This is a genomic window from Herbidospora mongoliensis (genome assembly GCF_001570545.1).
In the GTDB taxonomy this organism is placed as follows: Bacteria; Actinomycetota; Actinomycetes; order Streptosporangiales; family Streptosporangiaceae; genus Herbidospora; species Herbidospora mongoliensis.
The window spans coordinates 200,788-226,215 of sequence record NZ_BBXD01000016.1 but is presented as its reverse complement, the minus strand read 5'-3'; the positions used below and the strand labels follow the sequence as shown (position 1 = coordinate 226,215).

The following is a 25,428-nucleotide window of genomic DNA, read 5'->3' as shown; positions in this document are numbered from 1 at the left end:
ACGGGCATCAGGGCGAGCCCCTGAGAGGGGTCTCAGGGACGTCCCCGATGGCGGTCATCCCTGGAAAACGGACAGGATGGGCACCATGACCGAGGTACCACCCGAGGAGAACCCACCGGCCGGTGATCCGCCCAGTGAACCACTGAGCCGCGTGTCCGAAGGGCGCATGCTCACGGGCGTGTGCGCCGGGCTGGGCCGCTTCACGGGCATGGACCCGGTGCTGTTCCGCGTGGGGTTCGCGGTGCTGCTGCTGGGGTCCGGCATCGGCGTCATCCTCTACATCGCGGCCTTCCTGCTGATGCGCGAGCCGGGCGGGGGCCCCGGCTACGTGGAGCAGTGGACGCGCAGGATATTCGACACCGAGACCGTGATGGCCCTGCTCGTGGCGGTCTTCACGCTCGGTCTGATCGTCAACCTGGCCTCGGGGGGCATCGACCGGGGGACGATCGTGGTGGGGGTGCTGCTGGCGATCACCCTGCTGGCGGCGCACGCGCGGGGGGTCGACGTGCTCGGGTTGATCACGTCGATTCCCGAACGGCTGACGGGTCGCCGGGGGATGACCCGGATCGAGCCGGTGGCGGTCAGCTCGCCGTCCCCGGCGTCGGCGTTCACGGTGGGGGGTTTCACGACCGGGGCGACGGGGGGCAACTTCCGGGAGACGGTCAAGGAGTCCTTCCGGGAGTCCTACCGGATGTCGTTCGGCCGGGACCCGGCGCCTTCGAGCGCCGATCCGCCCGGCACGGCCGGGGAGTCTCCGGCGACACGGGAGTATCCGGCCCAGGAGCCCCCGACCCAGGCGTCCCCGGCGCAGGCGGCCCCGGCGCCCTCCAGGGCGAAGGCGCCCGACGGATATCGGCGGCTGTCCGATCTGGCCTATGAGGCCAGGCAGGCCGCCTACTCGGCCGGGGAGGCGTTCGCGCCGCACGGGCCGTTCGCGAAACAGGCGCCGGCTCCGCCGCCGCCCGTCAGGGTGCCGAAGGCGCCGAAGGTCAAGAGACGCAGGTCCTATGTCGGCGGCCTGACATTCATGCTGGCATTGATCGTTGGAGGGGTCATGGTCGCCGTGCAGCAGCCCGGGACCGAATCGGTGAGTCTGCCGATGGTCGGCGGCGCGATGCTCGCCGTCATCGGCGGCGGTCTGCTCGTCGCCACCTGGTTCGGCCGGGGGGCCGGGCTGATCGCGCTCGGCGTGATCGTCGCGGTGGCGCTGGTGGTGGGCACGTCCGTCACCGGCATACCGAAGCGGGTCGGCAGCTACTCGTGGCACCCGACCACCGTCGCGATGGCCGAACGCACCTACGCCGTGGGGGTCGGCGCGGGCGAACTCGACCTGACCGACCTGGAACTACCACCCGGAGCACGAGTGAGATTCGACGCGTCGGTGTCCCTGGGCCAGCTCACCGTGGTCGTCCCGCCCGACGCGATCGTCGAGGTGCACGGCCAGACCAGGCTGGGTGACATCAAGATCGACCACCAGGTCAGCGACGGCACCGACGTCCGGATCAGCCGGACGCTCACCCCCATGACCGCTCCCGAAGGCCAAGCGGCCACGATCGAGCTGTACGTCTCCGCGGGCGTCGGCGATGTGGAGGTGCGCCGTGGCGCCTGACGTACCGGACCGGACCGACCGTAAGAGGGGTCACCGGACCGACTGGATGGCGCTGCTGTGCGGCCTGTTGTTCGTGGGGATGGGGGTGCGCTATCTGACCGACCCGACTCCCGACCCGGCGATCATCGGGCCTATCCTCGTCGGGGGTCTGGGGATCGCGGGTTTCGCGGGCATCCTGGCCAAGGTGATCCGGAAGCGGTAACCCGAGGGTTGATCTGGGACTTCGCAGGCGTACGTTCGGAGTCTGGCGGTAGTTGTCTCCGGAGCGGCTTTGAGAGAACGGAGTCGAGCCATGCGATTCGAGCACGAGTTCACCGTGCCGGTCCCGGTCGACCAGGCGTGGTCGGTGCTTCTCGACGTGGAACGGCTGGCCCCGTGCCTGCCGGGCGCCACGCTCGACTCGGTCGAGGGTGACACGGCCACCGGCAGGATGCGGGTCGGCGTCGGCCCGCTCGGGGTCACCTACCGGGGCACCGCCCAGATCACCGACGTCGACAAGGACACGCGGGTCGTCCAGATCGCCGCGACCGGCAGCGACGGCACCGAGACCGCAGAGGCCACCCTGGTCGCCCGCCTCGTGGAGGAGGCCGGCGGCGTCACGGTGGCGCTGGAGATGTCGTACACGGGCCCTGAAGACGTCGGCGCCCGGTTCGCCGCGAATCTGGCCGCCCTGATCGAGGGGCGGCGGCATCTGACGGTCGTACCGGATCCCCTTCACGAGTCCCACCCGTCCGGCACGCTGCGCACCTCCCGGACCGCCGAGGAGGAGGCCTTCGACCTGCGGGAGGCCGCGGGGGCGTCGCTTCTCAAGCGGCTGGCCCCGGTGGTGGGCGGGCTCGGCGCGATCGGGCTGATCGTTTACGTGGTGCGGCGCTGGGGTCGCCGGTAAGCCGTCGGCAAAGGTTGTCACTGACGGCAATCGTCCGAATTCGTTGGGGAATATCCCATATCAGTGGTTTTCGTCCTGATATGGGGGGTGGGCATGGCGGCCCGACCGGCAGTAAGCGTGGTCGTGATCACCTACAACGACGCGGCCCGCCTCCCGAGGGCCGTGCGGTCCCTGTACGCCCAGACTCTCCGCGACCTGGAGATCATCGTCGTCGACGACGCCAGTACCGACGACACCCACGACGTGTGCGCCCGGTTCCCCGGGGTGCGCTACATCCGGCGCGACCAGAACTCGGGCGGCTGCGGCGCCCCCAGGAACATGGGCCTGGACGCGGCGCGGGCGCCCTACGTGATGTTCCTGGACAGCGACGACGAGCTGCCCCGACACGCCTGCAAGGCGCTGCTGACGGAGATCGAACGGACCGGCGCCGACTTCGTGTCGGGCCAGATCATGCGCGTCTACGAGGCCAGCGGCACGAGCGCGCCCTATTACCCGGAGCTGTTCACGCCCAGACGCGTGGTCGAGGGCATCCGGGCCGAACCGGAGCTGTTCCTCGACGGCTTCTCCACCAACAAGATCTACGACGTGGACTTCCTGCGCCGCAGCGAGCTGCGATTCCGGGAGAACCTGCACTACGAGGACCACGTCTTCACCGCCGAGCTCTACGCCCGCGCCAAGCGGTTCGCGGTCGTGCCGTGGGCCGTCTACCGGTGGTACCGGGCCTCGGGCGAAGGCCGGTCGATCTCCCTGAGCCTGCGGGACGTCGCCAACGTACGGGCCAGGGTCTCCGCCGCGGAGAGCGCCGACCAGGCGCTGCGCGACGCCCGGATGGGCGACCTCGTCGGCCGTCGCCAGTACCGCTTCATCCAGCAGGACCTGCGGGTCTACCTCAACGCGCTGCCGAAGTTCGACGCGGTGTGGGCCAAGGAGATGGCCGCCGTCGTGCGCCCCTACCTGGAACGGCTCGACCAGGGCGTCCTGGAGCGGGCCGACCCGATGACGCGGGTCTGCGGCGAACTGCTGCTGCGCGACCGGGTCGAGGACCTGTGCGTCGCCGCCCGCAGCCTGACAGGACCGAAGGCGCCGCCGCGCCACGCGATCAGGGTCGACGGGCTGACCTACTGGGGCACCGAGCCCGACCCGGCGTTCGAGATCACCGCGATGCGGCTGGCCGAACTGCCCTATTCGGAGACCCGGCTGCGCCACGAGGTGACCGAGGTCTCCGCGACCGGGTCGAGGCTCTCGCTCTCGATCACGACCTACGACCCCTTCGGCGTCGTCTGCCTGGACGCCGTGGCCGACCTGATCGTGAAGGGCCGGCGCACCCGCCTGATGCCGCGCCGCCAGCCCGACGGGACGATCCTGACCGAGGTCGACCTCGACCTGGCCACGATCCCGCCCGGTGCCTGCGAACCCCGTCTCGGCTTCACCCGGCCTCTCGACGGCCACACGACCAGCGACAAACTGCTGGTCAACGCGGGTCTGGAACCGCTGACCCTGCAGACGAAGGGATATGAGATCACCGCCCGCCCCTGCGGCGACACCGCGACACTGCGGCTCCACTGGCGCAGGACCGGCCTTCTCCGGCGGATCGCCCGGCGTCCCCGGTTCCGCCCGCATGCCGTCCGGATGGCCGGGCTGCCGATGCGGCTGCGCAAACGCCTCTCGGTCAGGGAGGTGAAACTGGCCGTCTACAAGGTGCTGATCCGCCTGGTCCCGCGCAAGAACGACCTGGTCCTGTTCGAGGCCGACTGCGGCAAGGGCTACACCGGCCACCCGCGCTACCTGCACGAGGAGGTGACGCGCCGGGGCCTCGGGCTGCGCGCCGTCTGGTCCCGCACGTCCGGCGTGTTCCCCGGCGACGTGCCCACGGTCCGCCGGATGAGCTGGCGGCACATCTGGACCATGGCCCGCGCGGGCTGGTGGGTCGACAGCCACGGCATGCCGCTGGGCTTCCCGAAACCGCGCAAGACGCGCTACCTGCAGACCTGGCACGGCCAGGGCATCAAGTCGATCGGCCTCAACGCCCCCGACCTGCGCGGCGACTTCCCCGGCCCGCGCGAGGAGTGGCGTGCAAACGTGGCCCGCTGGGATTTCCTGGTCTCCCCCAGCGCCGAGTTCGAACGCACCTTCGTCCCGTCGAACGAATACGACGGCCCGGTGCTCCGCTTCGGCTCGCCCCGCTGTGACGTACTGTTCCACGGCGACCCCGAGGCCGCGTCGCGGGTGCGCAGAAAACTGGAGGTCCCGTCCGGCAAGAAGATCATCTTGTATGCGCCCACATACCGGGACCTCTCCAAGGGCGCCTCGGTCCGGGCCGACCTGCGCGCGCTGGCCGAGGAACTCGGCGACGAGTGGGTCGTGGTGCTGCGGACCCACCCGATCGAGACGTGGACCGTCCCGGAGAACCTGCGCTGGTTCGTCCGGGCCGCCGGATCGTATCCCGAGGTCAACGACCTGATGCTGGCCGCCGACGTCCTGGTGACCGACTATTCGTCGCTGATGTGCGACTTCGCCGTCACGGGCAAGCCGATGGTCTTCCTCATCGACGACTGGGACACCTACCGCAAAACCGAACGCGGCAGCCTGTACGACCTCCCCGCCATCGCCCCCGGCCCCTGCGTGACCACCACGGGCGAACTGGCCGAGGCGATCCGCGCTCCGTGGAGCCCCGAGCGCTACGCCGCCTTCCGCCGCACCTGGTGCGCCGACGAACGCGGCCACGCGGCGGCCCGGGTCGTGGACGCCTTCTTCGAGGGCCGCGCACCCGAACTGCCCGTGCCCGAGATCCAGCTCCCGACGGAGGCCGCCCTGTGAACACCGTCGCCTTCGCCTGCATGGACGCCGACACGCTCGGCGGCATCCAACGCGTGTCCCACACTTTGGCCCAGGGGCTGGCCCGGCGCGGCTACGACGTCCACGTGATCGGCCTGCACCGCTCGGCCGACCCGGTGGACTACATCGAAGACCCCGCCTACGGCCGCCACGAGATCAACCCCGGCCCCCGCTGGCGCTGGGGCGCCAAGAAGCGAGCCCACACCCTCCTGGACGCGATCCCGCCCGGCCTCCTCGTGATGACCTCACCAGGAGTGGTGACCCGCCTGTCCGGCCTGCTGGGCGGCCACCGGGGCATCGGCCAGTACCACGGCTCCTTCGCCCACGCCCGGGGGACCTGGCACTTCGGCTCGGTCAGAGCGCTCTACGGCTCCCTCGACCAGGCCGTCTTCCTCAGCGAGGACGACGCCTGGCGCTTCGCCGAGGAGGCCCTGCTCCCCAACACCTGGCACATCCCGAACCCGCTGCCCGGCTGGCCGCACCGGGTCTCCCCCTTGACCGGGAAACGCGTCCTGGGCGTCGGACGCCTGGCCGGGGTCAAACGCTTCGACCGCCTGATCTCCGCCTTCGCCCGGGCGGCCCGCCCCGACTGGGAACTGCACCTGATCGGCGACGGCCCCGACGCCGACCGCCTGATGCTCCACGCCGTGACCGAGGGCGTGTCTCAGCAGGTCACGTTCCGCGGCCGGATCCCGGCCGGGGAGATGCCGGCCGAATACCGCGCGGCATCGTTGGTGGCCCTGTCGAGCGAACACGAGGGCCTGCCCCTGGTCCTGGGCGAGGCGGCGGCCTTCGGCCTCCCAACGGTCGCCTTCGACGTGTCAGGCGGCGTCCGCGCCTTGATCGACGACAACCGCACCGGGGTGCTGGTCCCACCGGGCGACGTCCCCGCCCTGGCCGCCGCCCTGGGCGACCTCATGGACGACGAGCCGCGACGGGCCGCCATGGGCGAGGCCGCCAGGGAACACGCCTCGGCCTTCCGACTGGAACCGATCCTCGACCGCTGGGAACACCTCTTCGCCCACCTCAGCCGGTGACGTCAGGCCACCTTCACCGAGTGGGAGCCCACGCTGATGGTGATGTCGAGATGCCCCCCGAGCGCGGCGGCGTAGGCGCGGAGCGTCTCCAGCTCCATCACCTCGACGTTGCCATTCTCAATTTGGGAGATTCTGGACTGGGTGACACCAAGGATCTTGGCCACCTCCGCCTGGGTCTTCCCGATGGCCTTGCGGAGTTCTCCAAGGTGGTAGCCCGCGACATAGGCGTCGAGTCGGGCCTCTGCCCTCGCCCGGCGTTCGGGATCGTCCATCTCAGGGTTGAGGCGGCGAGCCTCGGCCTTGACGTCTTCCCAGCGGCGAGCTCTCATCGATCGGCCTCCTTTTCCAACTCCGCCCGGTATTCGGCGTAGCGTCCGCCGGCTCCAAAAGGACGATATTCCAGGTCATGCAGGAAACATAACTTCAGGCTAATGCTCCGGCGGGAGATTTCCCAGGGCAGGAGCCCCAGGAAATCTCACCCGACTACGAGGATTCGACCAGTTGTTGCTGTGGCAGTGGCGGCAGGCCGGCCAGGGCCCGTTGGCCGGAGGTCAGCAGTGCCGGGACCGGGCCCGGTTCCCACAGGCGGCCCAGTCGCTCCCGGCCGACACGCTTCAGCCGGGCGCCGCGGCGTTTGGCCGCCGTGGTCCGGTAGGCCAGGCGGTGCTCGCGTGCCGCCGGAGAGGCGCCGCTCAGCTCATAGCCGTGCGCCGTCAACCGGGAGCCCAGCATGGTCTCGCACAGCGAGATCTCCCACGGCTCCAGGCGCGAGGCCCAGCTGCCGCTGCGCGCGGTCGTCACGGCCGCGTGGGTGTTGGCGTGCCAGACCTTGTGCGCGGGCACCGCGACCTCGGCGACGTGCCGGGGTTCGCACATGGCCGGGTCGAACTCCTCGCCGATGAAGCCGCACAGACGTTTCAAGGACAGTTCGGGATCGGCCGTCAGGTCCTCGTAGCGCAGCTCGTAGTAGGAACCGCCGGGCAGCGACGCCGCGTGGTGGCGGCCGAAGTCGATGGCCTCGGCCCAGTTGGCTATCGCGTGGTAGACGTCCAGTTTGTACCAGGGCATCTCCATCAGCGAGGCCACGCAGTCACGGCCGTCCCGCACCAGGTGGATGAACTGCGCATCAGGGAAGAGGCGCAGCAGCATCCCCACGTGCTTGAAGTAGCTCGGGCGCTTGTCCCCCCACCGCGGCTTGCCGAAGCGGGCAGCGTAGTCGCGGAAGACCGTGCCCAGGACCGAACCCAGGGTTCCGGGGGCGGCCACGGCGTGCTGGACGTACTCGGCCCGGTCCAGGCCGAGTTCGCGGAACTTGGTCTCCTTGCCGCCTGCCACCCATTCGGCCAGGCGCCGCCGGTTGTCGGGGCGGCGCATGTCCCCGTGGGAACGCCTCGCGGTGTAGGCCGGGATCATGAAGCGGGTCTCCGGCGGGACCGCGATCCGCGGGTGGCTGTGCAGCATGAGCTGCAGCATCGTGGTGCCCGAGCGCGGGCAGCCTATGACGAAGACCGGCCTCTCCATGGTCAGGAGCCCAGCCCGGCCAGCTCTCGCTGGCCCTCTGTGAGCTGCGCGGCGACCGGGCCGGCCTCGCGGAAGCGGTTGAACCACTCCGTCACGGCGCGCTTGCGGTAGCGGCGCTTCCAGTGGGCGGCGGTCTTCTCGTAGGCCGCGACGTGCTTGCGCTCGGCCTTCGGGGCGCCCGACAGCTCGTAGCCGTAGGAGGTCAGCCGCTCGCCCATGACGGTCTCGCACAGCGAGATCTCCCATGGCTCCAGGCGGGTCGACCAGGTGCCGGCGCGGGCGGTCGTCACCTCTTCGTGGGTGTTGGCGTGCCACGACTTGTGCGACGGGATCGTGTCGGCGACCTTGCTCGGCTCGCGCATCGCCGGGTGGTAGTCCTCGCCCAGGAAGCCGCACAGCTTCTTGAGTTCGAGCTCGGGGTCGGCCGTCAGGTCCTCGTACCGGAGCTCGTAGTAGCTGTCGGGACCCAGGCCGCACTTGCGGCCGAAGTCGATGGCCTCGGCCCAGCGGTTCACCGCCTGGTAGATGTCCTCCTTGAACCAGGGCATCTCCTTCAGCGAGGCGACGCAGTCGCGGCCGTCCCGGATGATGTGGATGATCTGGCAGTCGGGGAACATCGCGATGAGCGCGTCCATGTGCTTGATGTACGGCGGGCGCTTGTCGCCCCAGCGCGGCTTGCCGTGCTGCTCGCCGAACATCTTGTAGACCAGGCCGACGACCGAGCCCAGCGAGCCGGGGCCGGCGATGGCCCGCTCCATGAACTCGGCCTTGTCGATGCCCAGGTCGGCGAACTGGGTGCGGGAGCCGCCCGTGACCCACTGCGCCATCTCGCGGCGGCGCTCCGGGTTGCGCAGGTCGCCGAAGCGGCGGCGCCTGAGGTAGGCCTGCACGAGGATGCGCGTCTCCGGCGGGATCGCGATGCGTGGGTGAGCGTGCAGCATGAGCTGCAGGAGCGTGGTCCCCGAGCGGGGGCACGCGACGATGAAGATCGGCCGATCAGACAAGCACTTTCACCCTTTCCGGTACGACCCGGTCGGCCTCACGGGCCGCCAGCCAGGTGCGGTAGACGAGAGCGGCCTCGAACGCGGCCAGCAGCGCGCCCGTGGCGAGCGCGGACCAGAACATCGCGACCACCCCGAACAGGGGCGCGACGACGAAGATCGCCGCGTGGAACTCGATGCCGCTCATGAGATGGGTCCGGACGCGGTGCCGCCCGAGGAACAGGCGGAACCGGTCGAACCAGGGGAATCTGCGGCGGAAGGCCGACTGGAGATCGACGACGGAGCCGTCGCGGACGTCGGCCCCCGGGTCGGCCAGCAGGACGTCCTCGACGAACACGGGGTCGCCGCCGGTCGCGGCGCGCACCCGGTCCCGGGAGGACTCCCTGACCTTGAGGAGCTGGGGCCCGTTGACGTACCGGAACAGGTCCAGCACCACGATCCCGGCGGCCAGCCACAGGGCGCTCAGCGTGCCCTCGCCGAGGGCGAAGCCGAACGCGCACGCCCCGACACGCAGGCGGTCGCCGACGTAGTCGAGCCACAGGCCGAACGGGGTGCCGCTGCCCTTCAACCGGGCGATCTTGCCGTCCATGCAGTCGACCGTGAAGCTCAGGTAGAACAGCGCCGCCCCCGCGACCAGCGAGCCGGCCGCGAAGCAGGCGGCCGAGACGACGCCGAGCAGCATCGACAGGCCGGTCAGCCCGTTGGGCGTGATCGAGGTGTGGTTGGCGGTCAGGAGCGCGAGCCGGCACGCGACCGGGTCGACCGCGAAGACGGTCCACCAGGAGTCCCGTGGCTTGCGCGTCGCCAGTATGTCGTCGAGCGTGAAGCCCCCCATGAACGTAAGAATGACTACGCCGAGTAGTCGTCAACGGGTTCTTCTGGGCTCCCCAGAGCATCTCGTTGCCACTTCTTGACCATTGCCCTGACGTGGGCAAAGCCCCCGCCAACGCGCTCGGACGTCCGGTAGGGTCGCCGCATTCTTCGGGGGGAGAGCCATGCCGGTGTCTACGTTGTACCGACAGCTTCACAGCCGCCTGACCGCGCGCGAGCCGATGCCGCCCAAGGTGGCTCTGATCAGGCAGGACGCCAGTCCCGCGCAGGCATCACGAGAGACTTTCGACCTGATCTGCCGGTCATTGTCCGGGTCGGCGATTCCGTTCTTCTGTGTACGGCCCACGCGGGGCCGTCCACCGGTCATCGCGGTACGCGTGTCGTACCGACAACGGGCCATCACGTCGCTGGCCCGGCACGGGCTCTACGGCGCGCGGCTGCCGGGGGGCCGCCACAAGGTCAACGAGCTGGGCAAGGTCCGGCAGTTGCGCCGCAACGACATGGGCGACGCCAAGGCGATCCGCCTGTGGCTCTACTACGCGAGCCCGTCGCGCACGCTCACGCTCGGCCCGGAGTCGGGCGTCGACCTGGAGTTCTGGTCGCGTGAGGGCGAGCTGCTGGTGGCGCCGCGGCCCAACCGGGTGTGCGAGGCGGTGCCGGTCCAGGAGGAGAGCGTCGACGCGCCGGAGAGCCTGTTCAACCGGCTCGTCGCAGGCTCCGCGCGGCTCTATCCGACGCGCCCGGAGTTCGCCTGCCGGCTGGTCGACGACGTCGACTTCCCGATCGACGCGGTCTACACCTGGGTCGACGGGAACGACCCGGCGTGGCGGGCCCGCAAGGAGCTGGCGCTGACCGGGGGCCTGAGCGAGCTCGCCACGAGTGAGGCCAGGTTCGTCAGCCGCGACGAACTGCGTTACTCGCTGCGGTCGCTGATGACGTACGCGCCCTGGATCAGGAACATCTATGTGGTCACCGACCAGCAGAAGCCGTCGTGGCTGGTGGAGAGCGACCGGATCAGGATCGTCGACCACAAGGAGATCTTCGCCGACACGTCGGTGCTGCCGGTGTTCAACAGCCACGCGATCGAGTCGCGGCTGCACCACATCGAGGGGCTGTCGGAGCACTTCCTCTACCTGAACGACGACTTCTTCCTGGGCAAGGTGCTCTACCCGGAGACGTTCTTCGAGGGCAACGGCATCACCCGGTTCTTCCCGTCGATCGCGCAGGTGCCGTTCACGCTCAACGAGGACAACCCCGTCCACCAGGCCGGCATGAACAACCGCCGGATGCTGGAGGAGCTCTGCGGGCGCACGCTGACGCAGAAGATGAAGCACGTGCCCTACGCGCTGCGCCGGTCGCTGCTGTTCGAGCTGGAGGAACGGTTCCCCGCCGCGTTCAAGGACGTCTCGGCGAGCCGGTTCCGGCGCTCCAGCGACATCTCCACGGCATCGTCGCTGGCGCACTACTACGGCTATCTGAGCGGCCGGGCGATACCGGGCCAGATCGACTACACCTACGTCGACCTGGCGCTGCCGAAGACCCCGGCGAAGCTGCGGCGGATGCTGGCCAACCGGGAGCACGACGCGTTCTGCCTCAACGACACGGCGCCGACGACAGCGGACCAGGACTCCGCCCTGGCCCGCTTCCTCGACGCCTACTACCCGATCCCTACGCCATTCGAGAGCCACTGAGCAGGATGTCGACCACGCGGGACGACGCCCTCCCGTCGTCCCACGGGCAGAACCTCCGCTGGAACATCGAGTAGCCCGGCGGCACCGAGGCCTCCCTGATCGCCTCGATGGTCTCGTCGGTGGTCCGCGTCAGCGGGCCCGGCGCCTCGTCCACGAAGTCGAAGTAGAAGCCGCGCAGCGTGTCGCGGTAGCGCTCCAGGTCGTAGGTGAAGAACACCATCGGCTTGCCGGTGCAGGCGAAGTCGAACATGGCCGAGGAGTAGTCGGTGACCAGCACGTCGGCCGCGAGGTACAGGTCGGCGATCTCCGGGTAGTTGGTCACGTCGATGGCCGGCGAGGGGACCTTCGGCCGGTCGGTGATCAGGTGGTGGGCTCTCACCAGCACCACGTGGTCCTTCAGGGCGAACTGCATGCGGGCCAGGTCGAGTTCCATCGACAGGCGGCGCCTCTTGCCCCGGTGGAGATCGTCTCGCCACGTGGGTGCGTACAGGACGACCTTCTTGCCCGGCGGGATGCCGAGCCTCTTCCTGATCTGGAACGCGCGGTCGGCGGAGAACAGCGCGTCGTTGCGCGGGTAGCCCGTCGACAGCACCACGCCCCGGTAGCCGAACGCGCGCCGCATGATGGGCGTCGAGAACGGGTTCGGGGAGATCAGCAGGTCCCACTGCGGGACGTCACGGGCCATCCAGTCGAGCAGTTCGGTCCGCCGGAACGGCAGGTCGCGCAGGTCGTGGCCGAGCTTCTTGAGCGGCGTGCCGTGCCAGGTCTGCAGGTAGGTCTGGCCGGACGGCTTGGTGTACCAGTTCGGCTGGGTGCGGTTGCCGACCAGGTAACGCGCGGTCGCCAGCGCGTGTTCGTGCTCCTTGCTGCCGTGCAGGACGACCCGGGAGTCCTCCGGCGTGTCGAAGGAGCCGTCGCGGGTGACCCAGACGTACTCCAGCGGCAGGTCGCGCGTCCGCATCTCGTCGAAGATCGCGCGCGGGTTGCAGGAGGCCAGCCGGCCGCCGTAGGCGTCGAAGACGACCGTCTCCCGGATGCCGCCCTTCCTGAAGTGCCTGGCGGTCCCCCGGAGGCGGCGTTCGGCGAACCGGCCCCGCTCGTCGTCCTCCAGCGCGGGCTGCACCACCACGAGGACCTCCCCTTCCAGTTCGGTACGGAACGACACCCGGTGCACCCCGATCCGGTGCGAAGGCGGCGACACCCCCACGCGCAGGCGAAGGGGTGTGCCGTCGACCTTCCTGAGCCGCCAGACGCCCACCCGGGCGGGCGGGGTGATCAGGACGCGGCCGTCGTCGCCGGGCCGGTGGGTGGCGCCCTGGAACACCAGCGGCTGGACCTTCCTGGTCCTCACCGCCATCCGGTCGCCGGCCCACTCCACCCAGGCGTGGCCCCGGTCGCGCACCGGCCGCCGCAGCACCAGGCCGTCTTCGGTCAGGCTCGGCTGATGGGCTCCCCCGGCGGGATAGCGCCGGTATCCGGTGTCGGGGTGAGCCTGCGGCACGCCCTTCCGCACGACCTTCCCGTGGGTCACCGAGCAGTGCAGCGTCCACCGGCCGGGCGCGACGTCGGCCAGGTCGATCGACGCCTCGAACCCGGCGTCGTCGTGGCAGGTGGCCGACTGGCCGGAGTCGGCGGTGGCGTCCATCCGCCTGACCCGCTTCACCGCCAGGGGCAGCTTGACGCTCTCGCGCTGGAGCCACACGTCGACGACGCCGCGCGAGCTCTCCAGATGGGTGATGTAGGCGTAGCCCCGGGCGGTCATCCGCGATCCGTCCATGTGTACGTCGTCCACGACCGCCTTCAGGGTGAAGTCGACCGTGGCGTCGTACACGGAGTCGGGAATGCCCTTCGCCGGGTCGCGGAGGAACGGATAGTCCATGAACCACTGACGCCGCCTGAACCAGCCGTGCTGGACCGCGCCCGCGTCACCGAGCGACGCGCGGCGGAACATCCGGACCTCGCGCAGCTCGGGCACCATCCGGTTGGCGGCCAGGTGCACCTCCAGCCGCCGGATCGACGGCTGCCGGGCGAGGGCCTTCGGGTGCAGCACACCGAGGGTCTCGGCCAGCGAGTCGAGCAGTTCCTCCTGCTCCTGGCCCTCGGCCGTCTCCAGCGACTCCAGCAGGAACGCCAGGTCGAACTCGGTCACCAGCACGTCGTGCCGGGCCCACAGGCCCGGCGCCCGCTCCTTCAGGAACTCCGACACCGCCCGCATCGAGGCCAGCCGGTCGAGCACGTTGGCCGGTTCGGTGCGCCGCTGGGTGATGGAGCCCGACCGGATGCGCCAGTGGTAGACGACGTCCTCGAGCACGTCGGTGGCGCCCGCCAGGACGTGCGCCGGGATGGTGACCGGCGAGTCCTCGTAGTGGCGGGCCGGGAACTCGAAGCCGTTGCGGTCCCAGAACTCGCGCCGGAAGACCTTGTTCCAGACGGTCCGGTCGGTGAGCAGCGCCCGGTGGCGGCGGATGTGGGTGCCAGTGATCGTGGTGGCGAACGCCTCGGCGTGCCCGGCCGAGGGCCGCAGCTTGCCGCCGACGATCCGTTTCACGTTCCCGCAGGCCAGGTCGGAGCCGGTGGCCTCCAGGCTGCCGACGAGCGTCGAGTAGGCCGTGCGGGGCAGCGTGTCGTCGCCGTCGGCGAAGGCCAGGTAGGTGCCCCGGGCCGCCCGCGCCCCCGCGTTCCGGGCGGGCCCGAGGCCCCGGTTCTCCTGCTCGATCACGACGAACCGGGGGTCGGCGGCGGCCTTCTCCTTCGCGATGACCCCGCTGCCGTCGGTCGAGCCGTCGTCGACCAGCACGTACTCGATGCTCTTGAGCCGCTGCTTGGCCAGCGAGTTCAGGCAGCGCGGCAGGAATCTGGCGACGTCGTGGAAGGGCACCACGACCGACAGCTTCGGACGGCTCATACGGTCACCAGCCGTCGCGCGAAGCGCAGCGCCCGGCGCCACAGCGGCAGCCGGACGGGCTTCTTGACCAGGCCGTACTGGACCAGGCGGCGGCGCGGGAAGTAGCGCCAGCGCAGGTCCTTCGGCAGTTCCCGCACCGCCGCCTCGGCGCTGGCCCGCAGGTGCGGCATCCGCTTGCGCTGCGCGCAGTAGACGACGCCCTCGACCAGGCGGGGCAGCAGGTCGGGCGTGACCAGCGCCGGGACCAGCGCGCCGACCTGGGTCAGCTCGGGCACGCTCGCGTCCACGATCGTCAGCGCGACCCGGTTGCTGTTCTCGTAGGGCCGCAGCCGCTCCAGCACGCGCGGGCAGCCGACCGTGGCGACGGGGATGCCGAAGTAGTGCCGGGCGGTGATCAGGCCCGTCGAGAACGTGCCGACGACCAGGTCGGGCCGGTAGGCGGCGAAGCACGTCTCGGCCGGCACCGTCTCCGGCACGACGTTCAGCTGCACGCCGAGCGACTCGGCCAGCACCGTCAGGCCGCGCACCTGGCGCCGCCCGGCCGACGGGTGCGGCTTGAACCGGACGGTGGTGAAGCCCCGGGCGACGACGCCGCGCAGCATCGCCGCGTGGATCGCCTCCTCCTCTTCCCACGAGATGATCCCGGCGTCGGACATGTACTGGCTGAGCAGCAGCGCCCCGCCGCGCCCGCCGACCGGCGTGAGCGCGCCGACCTTGCCGACGATGTCGCGGAACGCCACGTCGGGCACCGCGACCGCCGGGACCTTGTGCTCCGACAGCAGCAGCGGCCGCATCCCCTCGATCAGGTCGAGGTAGAGCAGCCGGTCGATCCGGGCGCCCACGTCGCCGGGGATGGCGTCGCGGGTCGGGCCGTAGCTCATCAGTCCCTCGGAGTAGACCGTGATCGGGCAGCCGGAGAAGATCTCCACCAGCCCGCGCGCCGGGTAGGCGCCGATCGACTCGACGATCAGCTCGTCGGGGGCGTGCCCGTCGAGCAGCCGCTGGGTGAGCAGCCGCCGCAGCAGCGGCCCCTGCTCGGGCCGGACCCGCACCCGGACGGGGTGGTAGGGGGCGATCAGTTCGTTCCAGAAGTGCACGTGGTCGAACCGGTCGCCGATCGCCTCGAAGGCGGGCGTCCGGTGGATGGGGGAGATCAGCTCGGGTACGGCCACGTTGCTCGACACGAGCAGCACGCGGCGCCCGGCCGGGCCGAACAGACCGGCGTCGATGGCCGCGGCCAGCGTCATCGCCCCGAACAACGTCGAACAGTAGAAGAGCTGGGTTTTCAAGGCAGAAACCTCCTGAGCAGCTTCTCGCGGGCGTGGCCCAGCGTCGGCAGGACCACCGCGAGGGCGTCCGGCGGGACCTCCCGCAGGGCGGCGGTGGCCCGGGTGTCGAAGGTGGCCGCGACCTCGGGCTTCAACCGCCCGCGCAGCTTGTGGTGGTAGGCGATCAGCGCGCACAGGTTGTGCGTCGCCTTGCGGACCAGCTCCGGGTCGTCCCCGTCGAGGTCGTGGATGACGCCGAGGTAGGCGTCGATGAAGTGCAGTTGCCGTTCGTCGCCGACCTGGGTGAGCGAGGCCTTCAACCCGCGCCGGTAGAACACACCGGTCAGCGAGGCGACGGCGTAGGTGGCGGCGTGGAGGTGCAGCCGCCACACCCAGGCCCTGTCCTCGGCGGTGGCCAGGGTCGGGTCGAACGTGAGCAGCCCCTGGCCGGCGAGGGAACGCCGGTAGATCCCGGCCCAGGGGACCGGGTAGTCGACCATGCCGAGCTTCCCCATGCCGGTGATGCCCTCACGGGCCGGGAAGACGACGCCGCGCCGCTGTTCGGGGGCCCGGCGCACCTCGCGGTTGACGCCGGTCACCCGCACGTGGTCGACCCGGACGAAGTCGCAGCCCAGCCTTTCGATGGCGTGGACCAGTTGAGGGAGGTAGCCGGGGGCGTACCAGTCGTCGCCGTCGAGATAGGTGACGTATGTGCCCGTGGCTGCGGACAGGCCCAGGTTGCGGGCCGCCGAGACGCCGGAGGAGGCGTCCCGGCCGATGACGGTCAGGCCCGGCAGGTCGCCGCGGAAACTCTCGGCGATCTCCCGGGTCGCGTCGGCCGAGCCGTCGTCGACGACGATGAACTCGAAGTCGGCGCGCGCGTTCGCGCGCAGGGAGGTCAGGGCATCGGCGATGTGGCGTTCGCCGTCCCTGACGGGAACGATCACCGAGAGGGTTCGGGCGGCCATCCGGGGCAACTCCAACGGGCGGAACAGTGTGGTTACGGTGCGGTTACCCCGCAACACTGCCGGTCACGGTGAGTCACGACCGATCTCTTGACCCATCCTTGAGGCGCAGGTCACCCGCCCGTGGCGGGTGCGTGCTCGCCCTCCCCCCGAAAGCCGGGATAACGTGACGCGATCGGTCAATCACGGAGAGAGTCGATGGCGAACAAGACGATCCTCACCGGCTGGGGCCGTACCTCCCCGAGCGTCGCCGAGCTGCTGCGGCCCGAGGAGGAGGCGGAACTGGCCGCGCTGGTGCTGGCCTCGGGCGGGCGCGGGATGATCGCGCGCGGCCTCGGCCGCAGCTACGGAGACCCGGCGCAGAACGCGGGCGGGCTGGTGCTCGACATGACCGGCCTGGCCGCGATCGGGCCGGTCCGCGACGGCTACGTCACGGTCGAGGCGGGAGTGAGCCTCCACCGGCTGATGCGCGAACTGGTGCCCGAGGGGTGGGTCCCGCCGGTCATCCCGGCGACCCGGCAGGTGACCGTGGGCGGGGCCGTCGCGGCCGACATCCACGGCAGGAACCACCACGCCGACGGCTCCTTCGGCAGCCATGTCACCGCCCTCGACCTGCTGGGCGCCGACGGCGTCACCCGCACGCTCACCCACGACGACCCCGACTTCTGGGCGACCGTGGGCGGCATGGGCCTGACCGGGGTGATCACCAAGGCGACCCTCCGGCTCACCCCGATCGAGACCTCCCGCATGATCGTCAACACCTACAAGTGCCGTGACCTCGACGCCGTGATGACCCGGCTGGCCGAGTGCGACGCCACCCACCGCTACACCGCCGCCTGGATCGACTGCCTGTCGGCCCACGGCCGGGGCGTGGTCGAGGGGGCCGACCACGCGCGGCAGGGCGCCGCCCGGTCGTTCCGGGCCCGGCCGTTCGAGGCCTCCCCCGGGTTCCTGCCGGTCGGGCTGCTGAACCGGCACACCACGGGCCTGGCCAACAAGGCCGTGTACGTCACTGCGAAGCGCGAATCAGTGCAGGTCAGGCCGCTGGCGTCGTTCTTCCACCCGCTCGACCGGGTGGGCCACTGGAACCGCCTCTACGGGCCGCGCGGGCTGGTGCAGTATCAGTTCGTGGTGCCGCTGGGCGCCGAGCAGACCCTCATGAAGATCGTCGAACGGATCAGGCGCAGCCACGCGGCGTCGTTCCAGACCGTCCTGAAACGCTTCGGGCCGGGCAGCGGCGGCTGGCTGTCGTTCCCGACGCCCGGGTGGTCGCTGGCGCTCGACTTCCCGACCTCCACCAAGGGGCTGGCCTGGCTGCTCGACCGGCTCGACGAGCTGGTGGCCGAGGCGGGCGGGCGGGTCTATCTGGCCAAGGACTCGCGGCTGCGGCCCGAGCTGCTGCCGGTGATGTACCCGGGGCTGGCCGCCTTCCGGGAGCGGCGCAGGGAGCTCGACCCGCGCCTGGTCTTCCAGTCCGATCTCGCCAGGAGGTTGTCCCTTTGAAGAACGCGTTCGGCGAACCACAGAGTCTGCTGCTCGTCGGCGGCGCCTCCGACATCGCGATGGCGACCGCGATGCGGCTGGTCCGCCGCCGCGTCCACCGCGTGATCCTGGCCGGGCGGCCCTCACCGGCCCGCGACGCCGCGGCGATCCGGCTCGCCGAGGCGGGCGCCACGGTCGAGACGGCCGACTTCGACGCGTTCCGGGTGGAGGAGCACGCCAAGGTGATCGGCGACGTGTTCGCCACCGGCGACGTCGACGTGGCGCTGGTGGCCTGCGGCCTGCTGGGCGACACCGACCTCGACCCGCTCAAGGCCGCCGACGTGGCGATGGTCAACTACGTCGGGGCGATGACCGCCGCGCTCGTCTGCGCCGAGGCGATGCGCCGGCAGACCCACGGCGCGCTGGTGGTCTTCTCGTCCGTCTCGGCCGGGCAGCCCTCTCCTGCCGATTTCCTGTACGCCTCCGCCAAGTCGGGCCTCGACACCTTCGCGAGGGGCCTGGCCGGGGCGCTGCGCGGATCGGGGGTGCACGTGATGGTGGTCCGGCCGGGCTTCGTCCGGACAAAACTCACCAAGGGTGTGAATCCGCCCGCGTTCGCGACGAGTCCCGAGACGGTGGCGGGCGCGATCCTCGACGGGCTGCGGGCGAAGACCCAGGTCGTGTGGGTGCCGGGCATCCTCGGCCAGCTGATGCGACTGCCCGGATCCATCATGAGGCGCATAACTGGGTGACTTACCTCAGAAATCTCCCAAGAACGGGCGTTACGCTTCGGGCTTGAGTGAAGCTTTTTTAACCTGATTCCTGCGGGACGCCGGTTGAAAAGGGTTCGGTTGATCCCTGAGGAGTCTGTGATGCGCCGCCTGATCCCCGCCCTCGCCGCCGTCGCGATGGTGATGACCCTGCCCGCCGCGCCCGCTGTGGCGGCGCCGAAGAAGGCACCGAAGAAGCCCTTCTGCGCGACCCACAAATGCCTGGCGCTGACTTTCGACGACGGCCCGGGGCCCTACACGACCAAGTTGCTGGCGACGCTCAAGAAGTACGACGCCAAGGCCACGTTCTTCGTGATCGGCCGCGAGGTGAACAAGCACCAGACGCTGCTGAAGAACATCGCCAAGGCCGGCCACCAGATCGGCAACCACACCTGGACCCACCCGTGGCTGACCGAGCTGACCCGGACCGAGGTCTACGACGAGGTCAACGAGACCCAGAAGCTGATCAAGAAGGTCATCGGGAAGAACCCGACGGTGATGCGCGCCCCTGGCGGCCTGACCGACGACACCGTCCGTGAGATCGCCGCGAAGCTGAACATGGTGCTGATCCCGGGCACCACCTCGACCGGCGACTGGGTGATCGACAACCGCCAGGTCGGCCTGCTGACGTCCAAGACCCTCGAGGTCGCCGGGCGCGGCGAGGTCATCCTGATGCACGAGACCGTCAAGGAGACGGTCGACTCGATGCCGAGGGTGCTGGCCACGCTGAAGAAGCAGGGCTATTACTTCGTCACCACCTCGACCCTGCTGGCGGGCACCAAGCTGACGCCGGGCCAGTCCTACCCGGCCCCGCCGCCCGTCCCCGAGGGCAGCGACGACGACGGCCAGTTGCTCGAAGACGACGAAGACCCGTTCGGCGGCGAGCCCGCCGGGGAGGTCTGAGCCTTCTTCACCAGGCGCCTGCCCAGTCGCTGGGCGGGCGCCTCGACGAACCGGTAGGTCGCCCAGCTCACCAGCAGCACCACGGCCAGGTAGCCGAGGGCCAGCAGCGTGCGTTCCCACACCGGCTTGGACATCATGTGTCCGAACAGGATCGGCACCATCCGCAGGATCGGGTGGTGCACGAGGTAGACCGAGTAGCTGATCAGCCCCAGCCAGACGAACACCTTCGGGAACGTCCGGTGGCGTAGCGCCCGCCCGGCCCAGAAGGTCGCCCCGGCCAGCACCAGCGTGGTGATCCACACGGGCGGCTGCACCCACCACCAACCGGCCGCGACGGCCCAGGCCGGGCTGATCGCCACCAGCGCGAACGCGGCGAAGACCGGCCACAGCGGGCCGGTGCCCTTCTCCCAGCGGTAGAGCGCGGTCCCGGCGAACATCATCGCGAGGATGGCCGCCCCGAACCACGGCACGTACGCCGACCCGATCAGCAGCACGAGTGCCATCACGCCGAGGACATAAGAAGCGGCTTTTCGAAAGCGTCCGGTGAACAGTCCCACCATGCCGACGACGAACACCACGCCCGACACGATCGCGGGCCACGGCCCGGACAGCCACGGCGCGCCGATGACGAGCCCGGCGACCACGGCGAGCGCGCCGAACGCGATGGCGTACCACCCGCTGAACCGGTGGACGCCCTTCACGAACAGGGCCGTGACGATGAGGTAGAACACCATCTCGTACGACAACGTCCACATCGGGTCGGCCAGCCCGCCCACGTGCACCACGTCGAGCAGCATCGACACGTGCGCGAGCACCCCCGAGGCGTCGCGCGGCACCTGCTCGCGGATCGGCACCCACAGCCCGACCAGCAGCGCGATCGCGCACACCGTCAGGTAGAGCGGGTAGAGCCGGAACAGCCGGCTGGTCCAGAAGGCCCGCACGTCTCCCCGCCCCTCAAGGGAGGCGGGGATGATGTAGCCGCTGACCAGGAAGAACACGACCACGCCGTACATGCCCACGTTCATGAACGTGGGCCGCAGCGGCGGATAGACCCAGGGGAGCAGGTGTTCGGCGACCACGGCGAGCGCGCCGATACCCCGAAGCGCGTCAAGCCAGGCCAGGCGGTGAGACGTGGTCACCGGGGCCAATTTACCCCGACCGGGACTATTCCCACTCGATAGTGCCCGGAGGCTTGCTCGTGACGTCGAGCGTGACCCGGTTGATCTCGCGGACCTCGTTGGTGATCCGGGTCGAGATGCGGGCCAGCACGTCGTAGGGCACCCGCGACCAGTCGGCCGTCATGGCGTCCTCCGAGCTGACCGGCCGCAGCACCACCGGGTGGCCGTAGGTCCGGCCGTCGCCCTGCACGCCCACCGACCGCACGTCGGCCAGCAGCACCACCGGGCACTGCCAGATGTCGCGGTCGAGCCCGGCGCGGGTCAGCTCCTCACGGGCGATCGCGTCGGCGTCGCGCAGGATGTCGAGACGCTCCTGGGTGACCTCGCCGATGATCCGGATTCCGAGCCCCGGACCCGGGAACGGCTGCCGCCACACCATGCTGGCCGGCAGGCCGAGCTGCTCGCCCGCGCGGCGCACCTCGTCTTTGAACAGGGCGCGCAGCGGCTCGACCAGGTCGAACTGGAGGTCGTCGGGCAGGCCGCCGACGTTGTGGTGGCTCTTGATGTTGGCGGTGCCGGTGCCGCCGCCCGACTCGACCACGTCGGGGTAGAGCGTGCCCTGCACCAGGAAGTCGACCGGGCCGTCGGCCAGGATCGCGCGCTGCTCGTCTTCGAAGACCCGGATGAACTCCCGGCCGATGATCTTGCGCTTCTCCTCGGGGTCGGTCACCCCGGCCAGCGCCTTGAGGAAGCGCTCGGCGGCGTCGACCACCCGCAGCTTCACGCCGGTGATCTCCACGAAGTCACGTTCGACCTGCTCGGCCTCGCCCTTGCGCAGCAGCCCGTGGTCGACGAACACACAGGTCAGCCGGTCGCCGATGGCGCGCTGCACCATCGCGGCGGCCACCGCGGAGTCGACCCCGCCCGACAGCGCGCAGATGGCCCGGCCGTCGCCGATCTTCGCCTTCACGGCGTCGACGGCGTCTTCGACGATGTTCAGCATCGTCCAGGTCGGCCGGCACCCGGCGGCGTCGAGGAACGCCTTCAGCACCTTCTGGCCGTGGTCTGTGTGCATGACCTCGGGGTGGAACTGCACGCCGTAGAAGCCCCGCTCGGGGTGCTCGAACCCGGCGACCGGGGTCTCCCCGGTCGAGGCGGTGACCGTGAACCCGTCGGGAGCCTGGGCGACGGAGTCGCCGTGGGACATCCAGACCTGCTGGGAGACCGGCAGCGTGTCGAACAGGCGGCCCGGCTCGACGACGGTCAGGTCGGTGCGGCCGTATTCGGCGATCCCGGTCTTGGCGACCGTGCCACCGAGGGCCTGCGCCATGACCTGGAAGCCATAACAGATGCCGAACGTCGGGACGCCCGTCTCGAACAGCCCCTCGGGGGCGGCCGGGGCGCCTTCGGCGTAGACCGAGGACGGCCCGCCGGACAGGATGATCGCCTTGGGCTTCTTGGCCAGCATTTCCGCCACGGGCATCGTCGAGGGGACGATCTCGGAGTAGACCTGGCATTCACGTACCCGGCGGGCGATCAGCTGGGCGTACTGCGCCCCGAAGTCGACGACCAGGACCGTGTCGAACTCTGACACAGGAGGACTCCCTGAAGATGAACGGCGGTGCCGCCAGTCTACCGGGGTCACCAAACACCCACGGCTTGGCGACCCCATCCATGGAAGCAACGGGGACAGAAAGCCGATAATTTTTCATTCGGCCATTGTTCGCGGCAGGCTTCAGTAGATTATGGCACGTGTCGCGATTTCGACTACAGCCGACAGCTCCCCAAGAGGTGGCACTTCTGGAGCATTGCCGTCATGCGCGCTTTGTATGGAATCTCGCAGTCGAACAGAGCTCCTATTGGCGGCCGGGAAGAGGCTCCACTCCCGGATACTCCGAGCAGTGCAGGCAACTGACAGAGGCGCGGGCGGAGTTCGGATGGTTGAAGGCCGGGTCGGCCGTCGTCCAGCAACAAGCACTGAAGGACTTCGCGCAGGCGATGACCCGGTTCTTCGACAAAATCAACGGTAGGCCGAATTATCGCAAATGCGGTAAGAGTGAGGGTTTTCGGATCGTCGGCGTCAAGCCTGGAGATATCCATCGTCTGTCGCGCAACGTCGGACGAGTAAAGATTCCCAAGGTCGGTTGGATCCGATTCCGCTGGTCACGCGCCATACCCCCAGGAGTGAAGTCGTATCGGGTGAACCGCGACCGCGCAGGGCGATGGCATGTCGCGTTCTCCGCGATTCCGGCTCCCATTCCGGCACCCGGCACGGGCGAGGTCGTCGGCGTCGACCGGGGCGTGGTGGTGGCCGCTGCCCTCTCCACCGGCGAGATGCTGCACGCACCAATGCTTCGTGAGCACGAGAAGACGCGGCTTCTCCGCCTCCAGCGCACGCTGGCCCGTGCAGCGAGGGGTTCCAGACGGCGCGACACGGTCAAGTCAGCGATCGCGAGACTGAGAGCGCGAGAGGCCGACCGGCGCAAGGACTGGGTGGAGAAGACCTCTACGAGCCTCGCCCGACGCTTCGACGTCATAGGCGTCGAAGACCTGAAGGTCGCCAAGATGACCAGATCCGCGCGCGGATCAATCGAGACTCCAGGGAAAACATTCGACAGAAGTCCGGTCTCAACCGAAGAATTCTGGCTTCAGGTTGGGGCCTGCTCGTCACTCGGCTTGAGCACAAGGCTACAGGTCGGGTTGTCAAGATCAATCCGCGCTTCACGTCACAGACCTGCAACTCCTGCAAGAGCATCGCCAGGAGGAGTCGCAAGAGCCAAGCCCTCTTACAATGCGTCACCTGCGGGCATCGGGTCAATGCGGACGTGAACGCGGCAAGGAATATCCGAGATATCGCCGCAGGGCATGCGGCGAATGCGCGGGGAGGCGACCGGGCAGCCGGGCCTGTGAACCGCGAACCTCGGCTCCTCTCCGCATCAGCGTGAGATGAGTCGGAATTCCATTCCCACGGGAACGGAAGGATGTCAATTAAGCCGCAGCCTCTTCATCGCCTTGAGCAGGGTGACCAGGGTGTCCGCATATGTCTCATAGGGCATGCCGAGGATCGGGTCGAAGCCGAGCCACGACGCCTGGCTGGAGATCGTCTGGCTCTCGGTGAACTTCAGCAGCCCCTCGGAGCCGTGCCGGCGGCCCAGGCCGGAGTTCTTCATGCCGCCCATCGGGGCGTCGAAGGAGCCGTAGGCCGACGCGTAGCCCTCGTTGACGTTGACGGTGCCGGCCTTGATCTGGGCCGCCAGGGCGCGGCCCTTGGCCGGGTCGCCGGTCCAGATGGAGGCGTTGAGGCCGTAGGCGGTGTCGTTGGCCAGCTCCACCGCCTCGGCGGCGTCGTGGAAGCGGTAGAGGGCCACGACCGGGCCGAAGGTCTCGTCGCGGCACAGGGCCATGTCGTCGGTGACGTTCTCCAGGACGGTCGGCTCGTAGAAGAACGGGCCCAGGTCGGGGCGGGCCTTCCCGCCGGCGATGACCTTGGCGCCCTTCGCGACCGCGTCGTCGACGTGGGCGGTGACCGCGTCGAGCTGGCGCTGCCCGGTGAGGGAGCCCATCTGGGTGGCCCAGTCGTGGCCGGGGGCGATGCTCATGTTCCGGACCGCGCGGGAGAACCGCTCGGCGAAGAGGTCGTAGACGCGGTCGTGGACGTACAGGCGCTCGATCGACACGCACAGCTGCCCGGCGTTGGTGAAGCAGGCCCTGATGGCGCCACCGGCGGCCCGGTCGATGTCGGCGTCGGCCAAGACGATCATGGGGTTCTTGCCGCCGAGCTCCAGCGAGCAGCCGATCAGCCGCTTGGCGGCGGCTTCGGCGACCGCGCGGCCCGCCCGGGTCGAGCCGGTGAAGGCGACGTAGTCGGCGCCGTCGATCAGCGGTTCGCCGATGTCGGCCGGGTCGCCGACGACGACCTGCCAGATCTCCGGCGGCATGCCCAGCTCGGTCAGCAGGTCGATCGTCCACAGCGTGGACAGGGAGGTCTGGGTGTCGGGCTTGTGCACGACCGCGTTCCCGGCCATCAGCGCCGGTACGACATCGCTCACCCCCAGCGACAGGGGGTAGTTCCACGGGCTGATCAGGGCGACGACGCCGCGCGGATGGCGTACCTCCACCGTGCGGGTGGCCAGCGGGAACGGACCCCGGCGGGCGTGCGGGGCGAGCAGGCCGGGGGCCTTGCGCACGTAGTGGAGGCCGCTCGCGGCGACGTCGAGGACCTCCTCGTAGGCGTGGCGGCGGGCCTTGCCGGTCTCCCACTGGATGATGTCGAGGATCTCGGCGCGGCGATCGAAGATCGCGTCGTGCAGCCGCTCGAACGGCCGGATCCGGTCCTTCACCGGCAGCTCGGCCCAGGCCACTTGGGCGTCGCGGGCCTTCTGGTGGGCCCGGCGCACGTCATCGGCCGACGAGATCGGCACCTCGGCCAGCGGCGCCCCGGTGAACGGCGTCACCACGGTCCGCGTCTTGCCCTCTGACGTGACGTGACGCAGGAGACGATCGAGCAGCGCGGGGTCGGGCACCCGGATTTCACCAGCCATACCGGCGAGACTATTCCGGAGCGAGGCTCATGACTACCGGCCGGTACGGTCAATTCGCAATG

Annotated in this window: 20 protein-coding genes and 1 pseudogene; 11 read left to right on the top strand and 10 right to left on the bottom strand. The window is 69.8% G+C overall.

The features are described 5' to 3' along the window. Nucleotides 1-85 precede the first annotated feature (85 nt). From AW272_RS23825 to AW272_RS23805, 5 genes are all read left to right on the top strand, one after another. Nucleotides 86-1,609, top strand: a complete 1,524-nt coding sequence (locus tag AW272_RS23825; protein ID WP_169807610.1) for a PspC domain-containing protein — start codon at nucleotides 86-88, stop codon at nucleotides 1,607-1,609. Then, nucleotides 1,599-1,811, top strand: coding sequence for a hypothetical protein (locus AW272_RS23820; protein WP_066369175.1), 213 nt, complete (start codon nucleotides 1,599-1,601; stop codon nucleotides 1,809-1,811). Before AW272_RS23825 ends, AW272_RS23820 begins: the two co-directional genes overlap by 11 nt. 90 nt (nucleotides 1,812-1,901) lie before the next feature. Beyond that, nucleotides 1,902-2,498, top strand: coding sequence for an SRPBCC family protein (locus AW272_RS23815; protein WP_066369171.1), 597 nt, complete (start codon nucleotides 1,902-1,904; stop codon nucleotides 2,496-2,498). Between the two features lie 93 nt (nucleotides 2,499-2,591). After that, the gene (locus AW272_RS23810; protein ID WP_066369168.1) at nucleotides 2,592-5,315 is read left to right on the top strand and encodes a CDP-glycerol:glycerophosphate glycerophosphotransferase; all 2,724 of its coding nucleotides are present in this window, start codon (nucleotides 2,592-2,594) and stop codon (nucleotides 5,313-5,315) included. Further along, nucleotides 5,312-6,370: a glycosyltransferase gene (locus tag AW272_RS23805; protein WP_066369166.1), complete on the top strand. Its 1,059-nt coding sequence runs from the start codon at nucleotides 5,312-5,314 to the stop codon at nucleotides 6,368-6,370. The genes AW272_RS23810 and AW272_RS23805 overlap by 4 nt, the downstream gene beginning before the upstream one ends. A gap of 2 nt (nucleotides 6,371-6,372) precedes the next feature. On the opposite strand, the gene AW272_RS23800 is transcribed toward AW272_RS23805, so the two are convergent. From AW272_RS23800 to AW272_RS23785, 4 genes are all read right to left on the bottom strand, one after another. Then, nucleotides 6,373-6,699 carry a helix-turn-helix domain-containing protein gene (locus tag AW272_RS23800; protein WP_066369164.1) on the bottom strand — a complete coding sequence of 109 codons (327 nt, stop codon included), beginning with the start codon at nucleotides 6,697-6,699 and terminating at the stop codon, nucleotides 6,373-6,375. 154 nt (nucleotides 6,700-6,853) lie between these two features. Then, nucleotides 6,854-7,891, bottom strand: coding sequence for a sulfotransferase family protein (locus AW272_RS23795; protein WP_066369161.1), 1,038 nt, complete (start codon nucleotides 7,889-7,891; stop codon nucleotides 6,854-6,856). 2 nt (nucleotides 7,892-7,893) lie between these two features. Further along, entirely contained in the window at nucleotides 7,894-8,895 is a 1,002-nt protein-coding gene (locus tag AW272_RS23790; RefSeq protein ID WP_066369158.1) for a sulfotransferase family protein, read from the bottom strand. Then, entirely contained in the window at nucleotides 8,888-9,727 is an 840-nt protein-coding gene (locus AW272_RS23785) for a CDP-alcohol phosphatidyltransferase family protein (protein WP_066369155.1), read from the bottom strand. The genes AW272_RS23790 and AW272_RS23785 overlap by 8 nt, the downstream gene beginning before the upstream one ends. A 175-nt stretch (nucleotides 9,728-9,902) precedes the next feature. Here AW272_RS23785 and AW272_RS23780 point away from each other — a divergent pair, with 175 nt between their 5' ends. Beyond that, a complete protein-coding gene (locus AW272_RS23780) occupies nucleotides 9,903-11,414 on the top strand; it encodes a stealth family protein (protein WP_157518728.1) in 1,512 nt (503 codons plus the stop codon). On the opposite strand, the gene AW272_RS23775 is transcribed toward AW272_RS23780, so the two are convergent. From AW272_RS23775 to AW272_RS23765, 3 genes are read right to left on the bottom strand one after another with little or no spacing between them, the layout of a single operon-like run. After that, the gene (locus AW272_RS23775) at nucleotides 11,392-14,319 is read right to left on the bottom strand and encodes a bifunctional glycosyltransferase/CDP-glycerol:glycerophosphate glycerophosphotransferase (protein ID WP_066369150.1); all 2,928 of its coding nucleotides are present in this window, start codon (nucleotides 14,317-14,319) and stop codon (nucleotides 11,392-11,394) included. The genes AW272_RS23780 and AW272_RS23775 overlap by 23 nt on opposite strands. After that, nucleotides 14,316-15,608 (bottom strand): polysialyltransferase family glycosyltransferase, encoded by a 1,293-nt coding sequence (locus AW272_RS23770; RefSeq protein ID WP_083958600.1) that lies wholly within the window; start codon nucleotides 15,606-15,608, stop codon nucleotides 14,316-14,318. Before AW272_RS23770 ends, AW272_RS23775 begins: the two co-directional genes overlap by 4 nt. Continuing rightward, nucleotides 15,605-16,555, bottom strand: coding sequence for a glycosyltransferase family 2 protein (locus tag AW272_RS23765; protein WP_066369143.1), 951 nt, complete (start codon nucleotides 16,553-16,555; stop codon nucleotides 15,605-15,607). Before AW272_RS23765 ends, AW272_RS23770 begins: the two co-directional genes overlap by 4 nt. Nucleotides 16,556-16,750: 195 nt before the next feature. Between AW272_RS23765 and dprE1 the strand changes: the two genes are divergently transcribed. The 3 genes from dprE1 (at nucleotide 16,751) to AW272_RS23750 (ending at nucleotide 19,707) form a co-directional block, all read left to right on the top strand. Further along, nucleotides 16,751-18,055: an FAD-binding protein gene (gene dprE1, locus AW272_RS23760; protein WP_066369141.1), complete on the top strand. Its 1,305-nt coding sequence runs from the start codon at nucleotides 16,751-16,753 to the stop codon at nucleotides 18,053-18,055. Beyond that, nucleotides 18,052-18,786 (top strand): decaprenylphospho-beta-D-erythro-pentofuranosid-2-ulose 2-reductase, encoded by a 735-nt coding sequence (dprE2, locus tag AW272_RS23755; RefSeq protein WP_066369139.1) that lies wholly within the window; start codon nucleotides 18,052-18,054, stop codon nucleotides 18,784-18,786. The genes dprE1 and dprE2 overlap by 4 nt, the downstream gene beginning before the upstream one ends. Before the next feature lie 120 nt (nucleotides 18,787-18,906). Then, nucleotides 18,907-19,707, top strand: a complete 801-nt coding sequence (locus AW272_RS23750; RefSeq protein ID WP_066369137.1) for a polysaccharide deacetylase family protein — start codon at nucleotides 18,907-18,909, stop codon at nucleotides 19,705-19,707. Here AW272_RS23750 and AW272_RS23745 read toward each other — a convergent pair. Together AW272_RS23745 and guaA are read right to left on the bottom strand one after the other, a co-directional pair. Further along, nucleotides 19,605-20,846 (bottom strand): acyltransferase family protein, encoded by a 1,242-nt coding sequence (locus tag AW272_RS23745; protein ID WP_066369134.1) that lies wholly within the window; start codon nucleotides 20,844-20,846, stop codon nucleotides 19,605-19,607. The genes AW272_RS23750 and AW272_RS23745 overlap by 103 nt on opposite strands. A gap of 25 nt (nucleotides 20,847-20,871) precedes the next feature. Continuing rightward, entirely contained in the window at nucleotides 20,872-22,419 is a 1,548-nt protein-coding gene (guaA, locus tag AW272_RS23740) for a glutamine-hydrolyzing GMP synthase (protein WP_245657688.1), read from the bottom strand. Between the two features lie 158 nt (nucleotides 22,420-22,577). Between guaA and AW272_RS40935 the strand changes: the two are divergent. Together AW272_RS40935 and AW272_RS46075 are read left to right on the top strand one after the other, a co-directional pair. After that, nucleotides 22,578-23,399, top strand: a pseudogene (locus AW272_RS40935) (RNA-guided endonuclease InsQ/TnpB family protein); the annotation flags it as partial. Further along, nucleotides 23,315-23,770: a zinc ribbon domain-containing protein gene (locus AW272_RS46075; protein ID WP_369408766.1), complete on the top strand. Its 456-nt coding sequence runs from the start codon at nucleotides 23,315-23,317 to the stop codon at nucleotides 23,768-23,770. The pseudogene AW272_RS40935 and the gene AW272_RS46075, both read left to right, overlap by 85 nt. A 39-nt stretch (nucleotides 23,771-23,809) precedes the next feature. On the opposite strand, the gene AW272_RS23735 is transcribed toward AW272_RS46075, so the two are convergent. Next, nucleotides 23,810-25,366, bottom strand: a complete 1,557-nt coding sequence (locus tag AW272_RS23735) for a succinic semialdehyde dehydrogenase (protein WP_066369125.1) — start codon at nucleotides 25,364-25,366, stop codon at nucleotides 23,810-23,812. Nucleotides 25,367-25,428: the final 62 nt, after the last annotated feature.

Coding starts and splice junctions, on each gene's coding strand:
- AW272_RS23825 (WP_169807610.1), top strand. CDS start 86: ATGACCGAGGTACCACCCGAGGAGAACCCACCGGCCGGTGATCCGCCC.
- AW272_RS23815 (WP_066369171.1), top strand. CDS start 1,902: ATGCGATTCGAGCACGAGTTCACCGTGCCGGTCCCGGTCGACCAGGCG.
- AW272_RS23810 (WP_066369168.1), top strand. CDS start 2,592: ATGGCGGCCCGACCGGCAGTAAGCGTGGTCGTGATCACCTACAACGAC.
- AW272_RS23800 (WP_066369164.1), bottom strand. CDS start 6,699: ATGAGAGCTCGCCGCTGGGAAGACGTCAAGGCCGAGGCTCGCCGCCTC.
- AW272_RS23795 (WP_066369161.1), bottom strand. CDS start 7,891: ATGGAGAGGCCGGTCTTCGTCATAGGCTGCCCGCGCTCGGGCACCACG.
- AW272_RS23785 (WP_066369155.1), bottom strand. CDS start 9,727: ATGGGGGGCTTCACGCTCGACGACATACTGGCGACGCGCAAGCCACGG.
- AW272_RS23775 (WP_066369150.1), bottom strand. CDS start 14,319: ATGAGCCGTCCGAAGCTGTCGGTCGTGGTGCCCTTCCACGACGTCGCC.
- AW272_RS23765 (WP_066369143.1), bottom strand. CDS start 16,555: ATGGCCGCCCGAACCCTCTCGGTGATCGTTCCCGTCAGGGACGGCGAA.
- dprE1 (WP_066369141.1), top strand. CDS start 16,751: ATGGCGAACAAGACGATCCTCACCGGCTGGGGCCGTACCTCCCCGAGC.
- AW272_RS23750 (WP_066369137.1), top strand. CDS start 18,907: ATGCGCCGCCTGATCCCCGCCCTCGCCGCCGTCGCGATGGTGATGACC.
- AW272_RS23735 (WP_066369125.1), bottom strand. CDS start 25,366: ATGGCTGGTGAAATCCGGGTGCCCGACCCCGCGCTGCTCGATCGTCTC.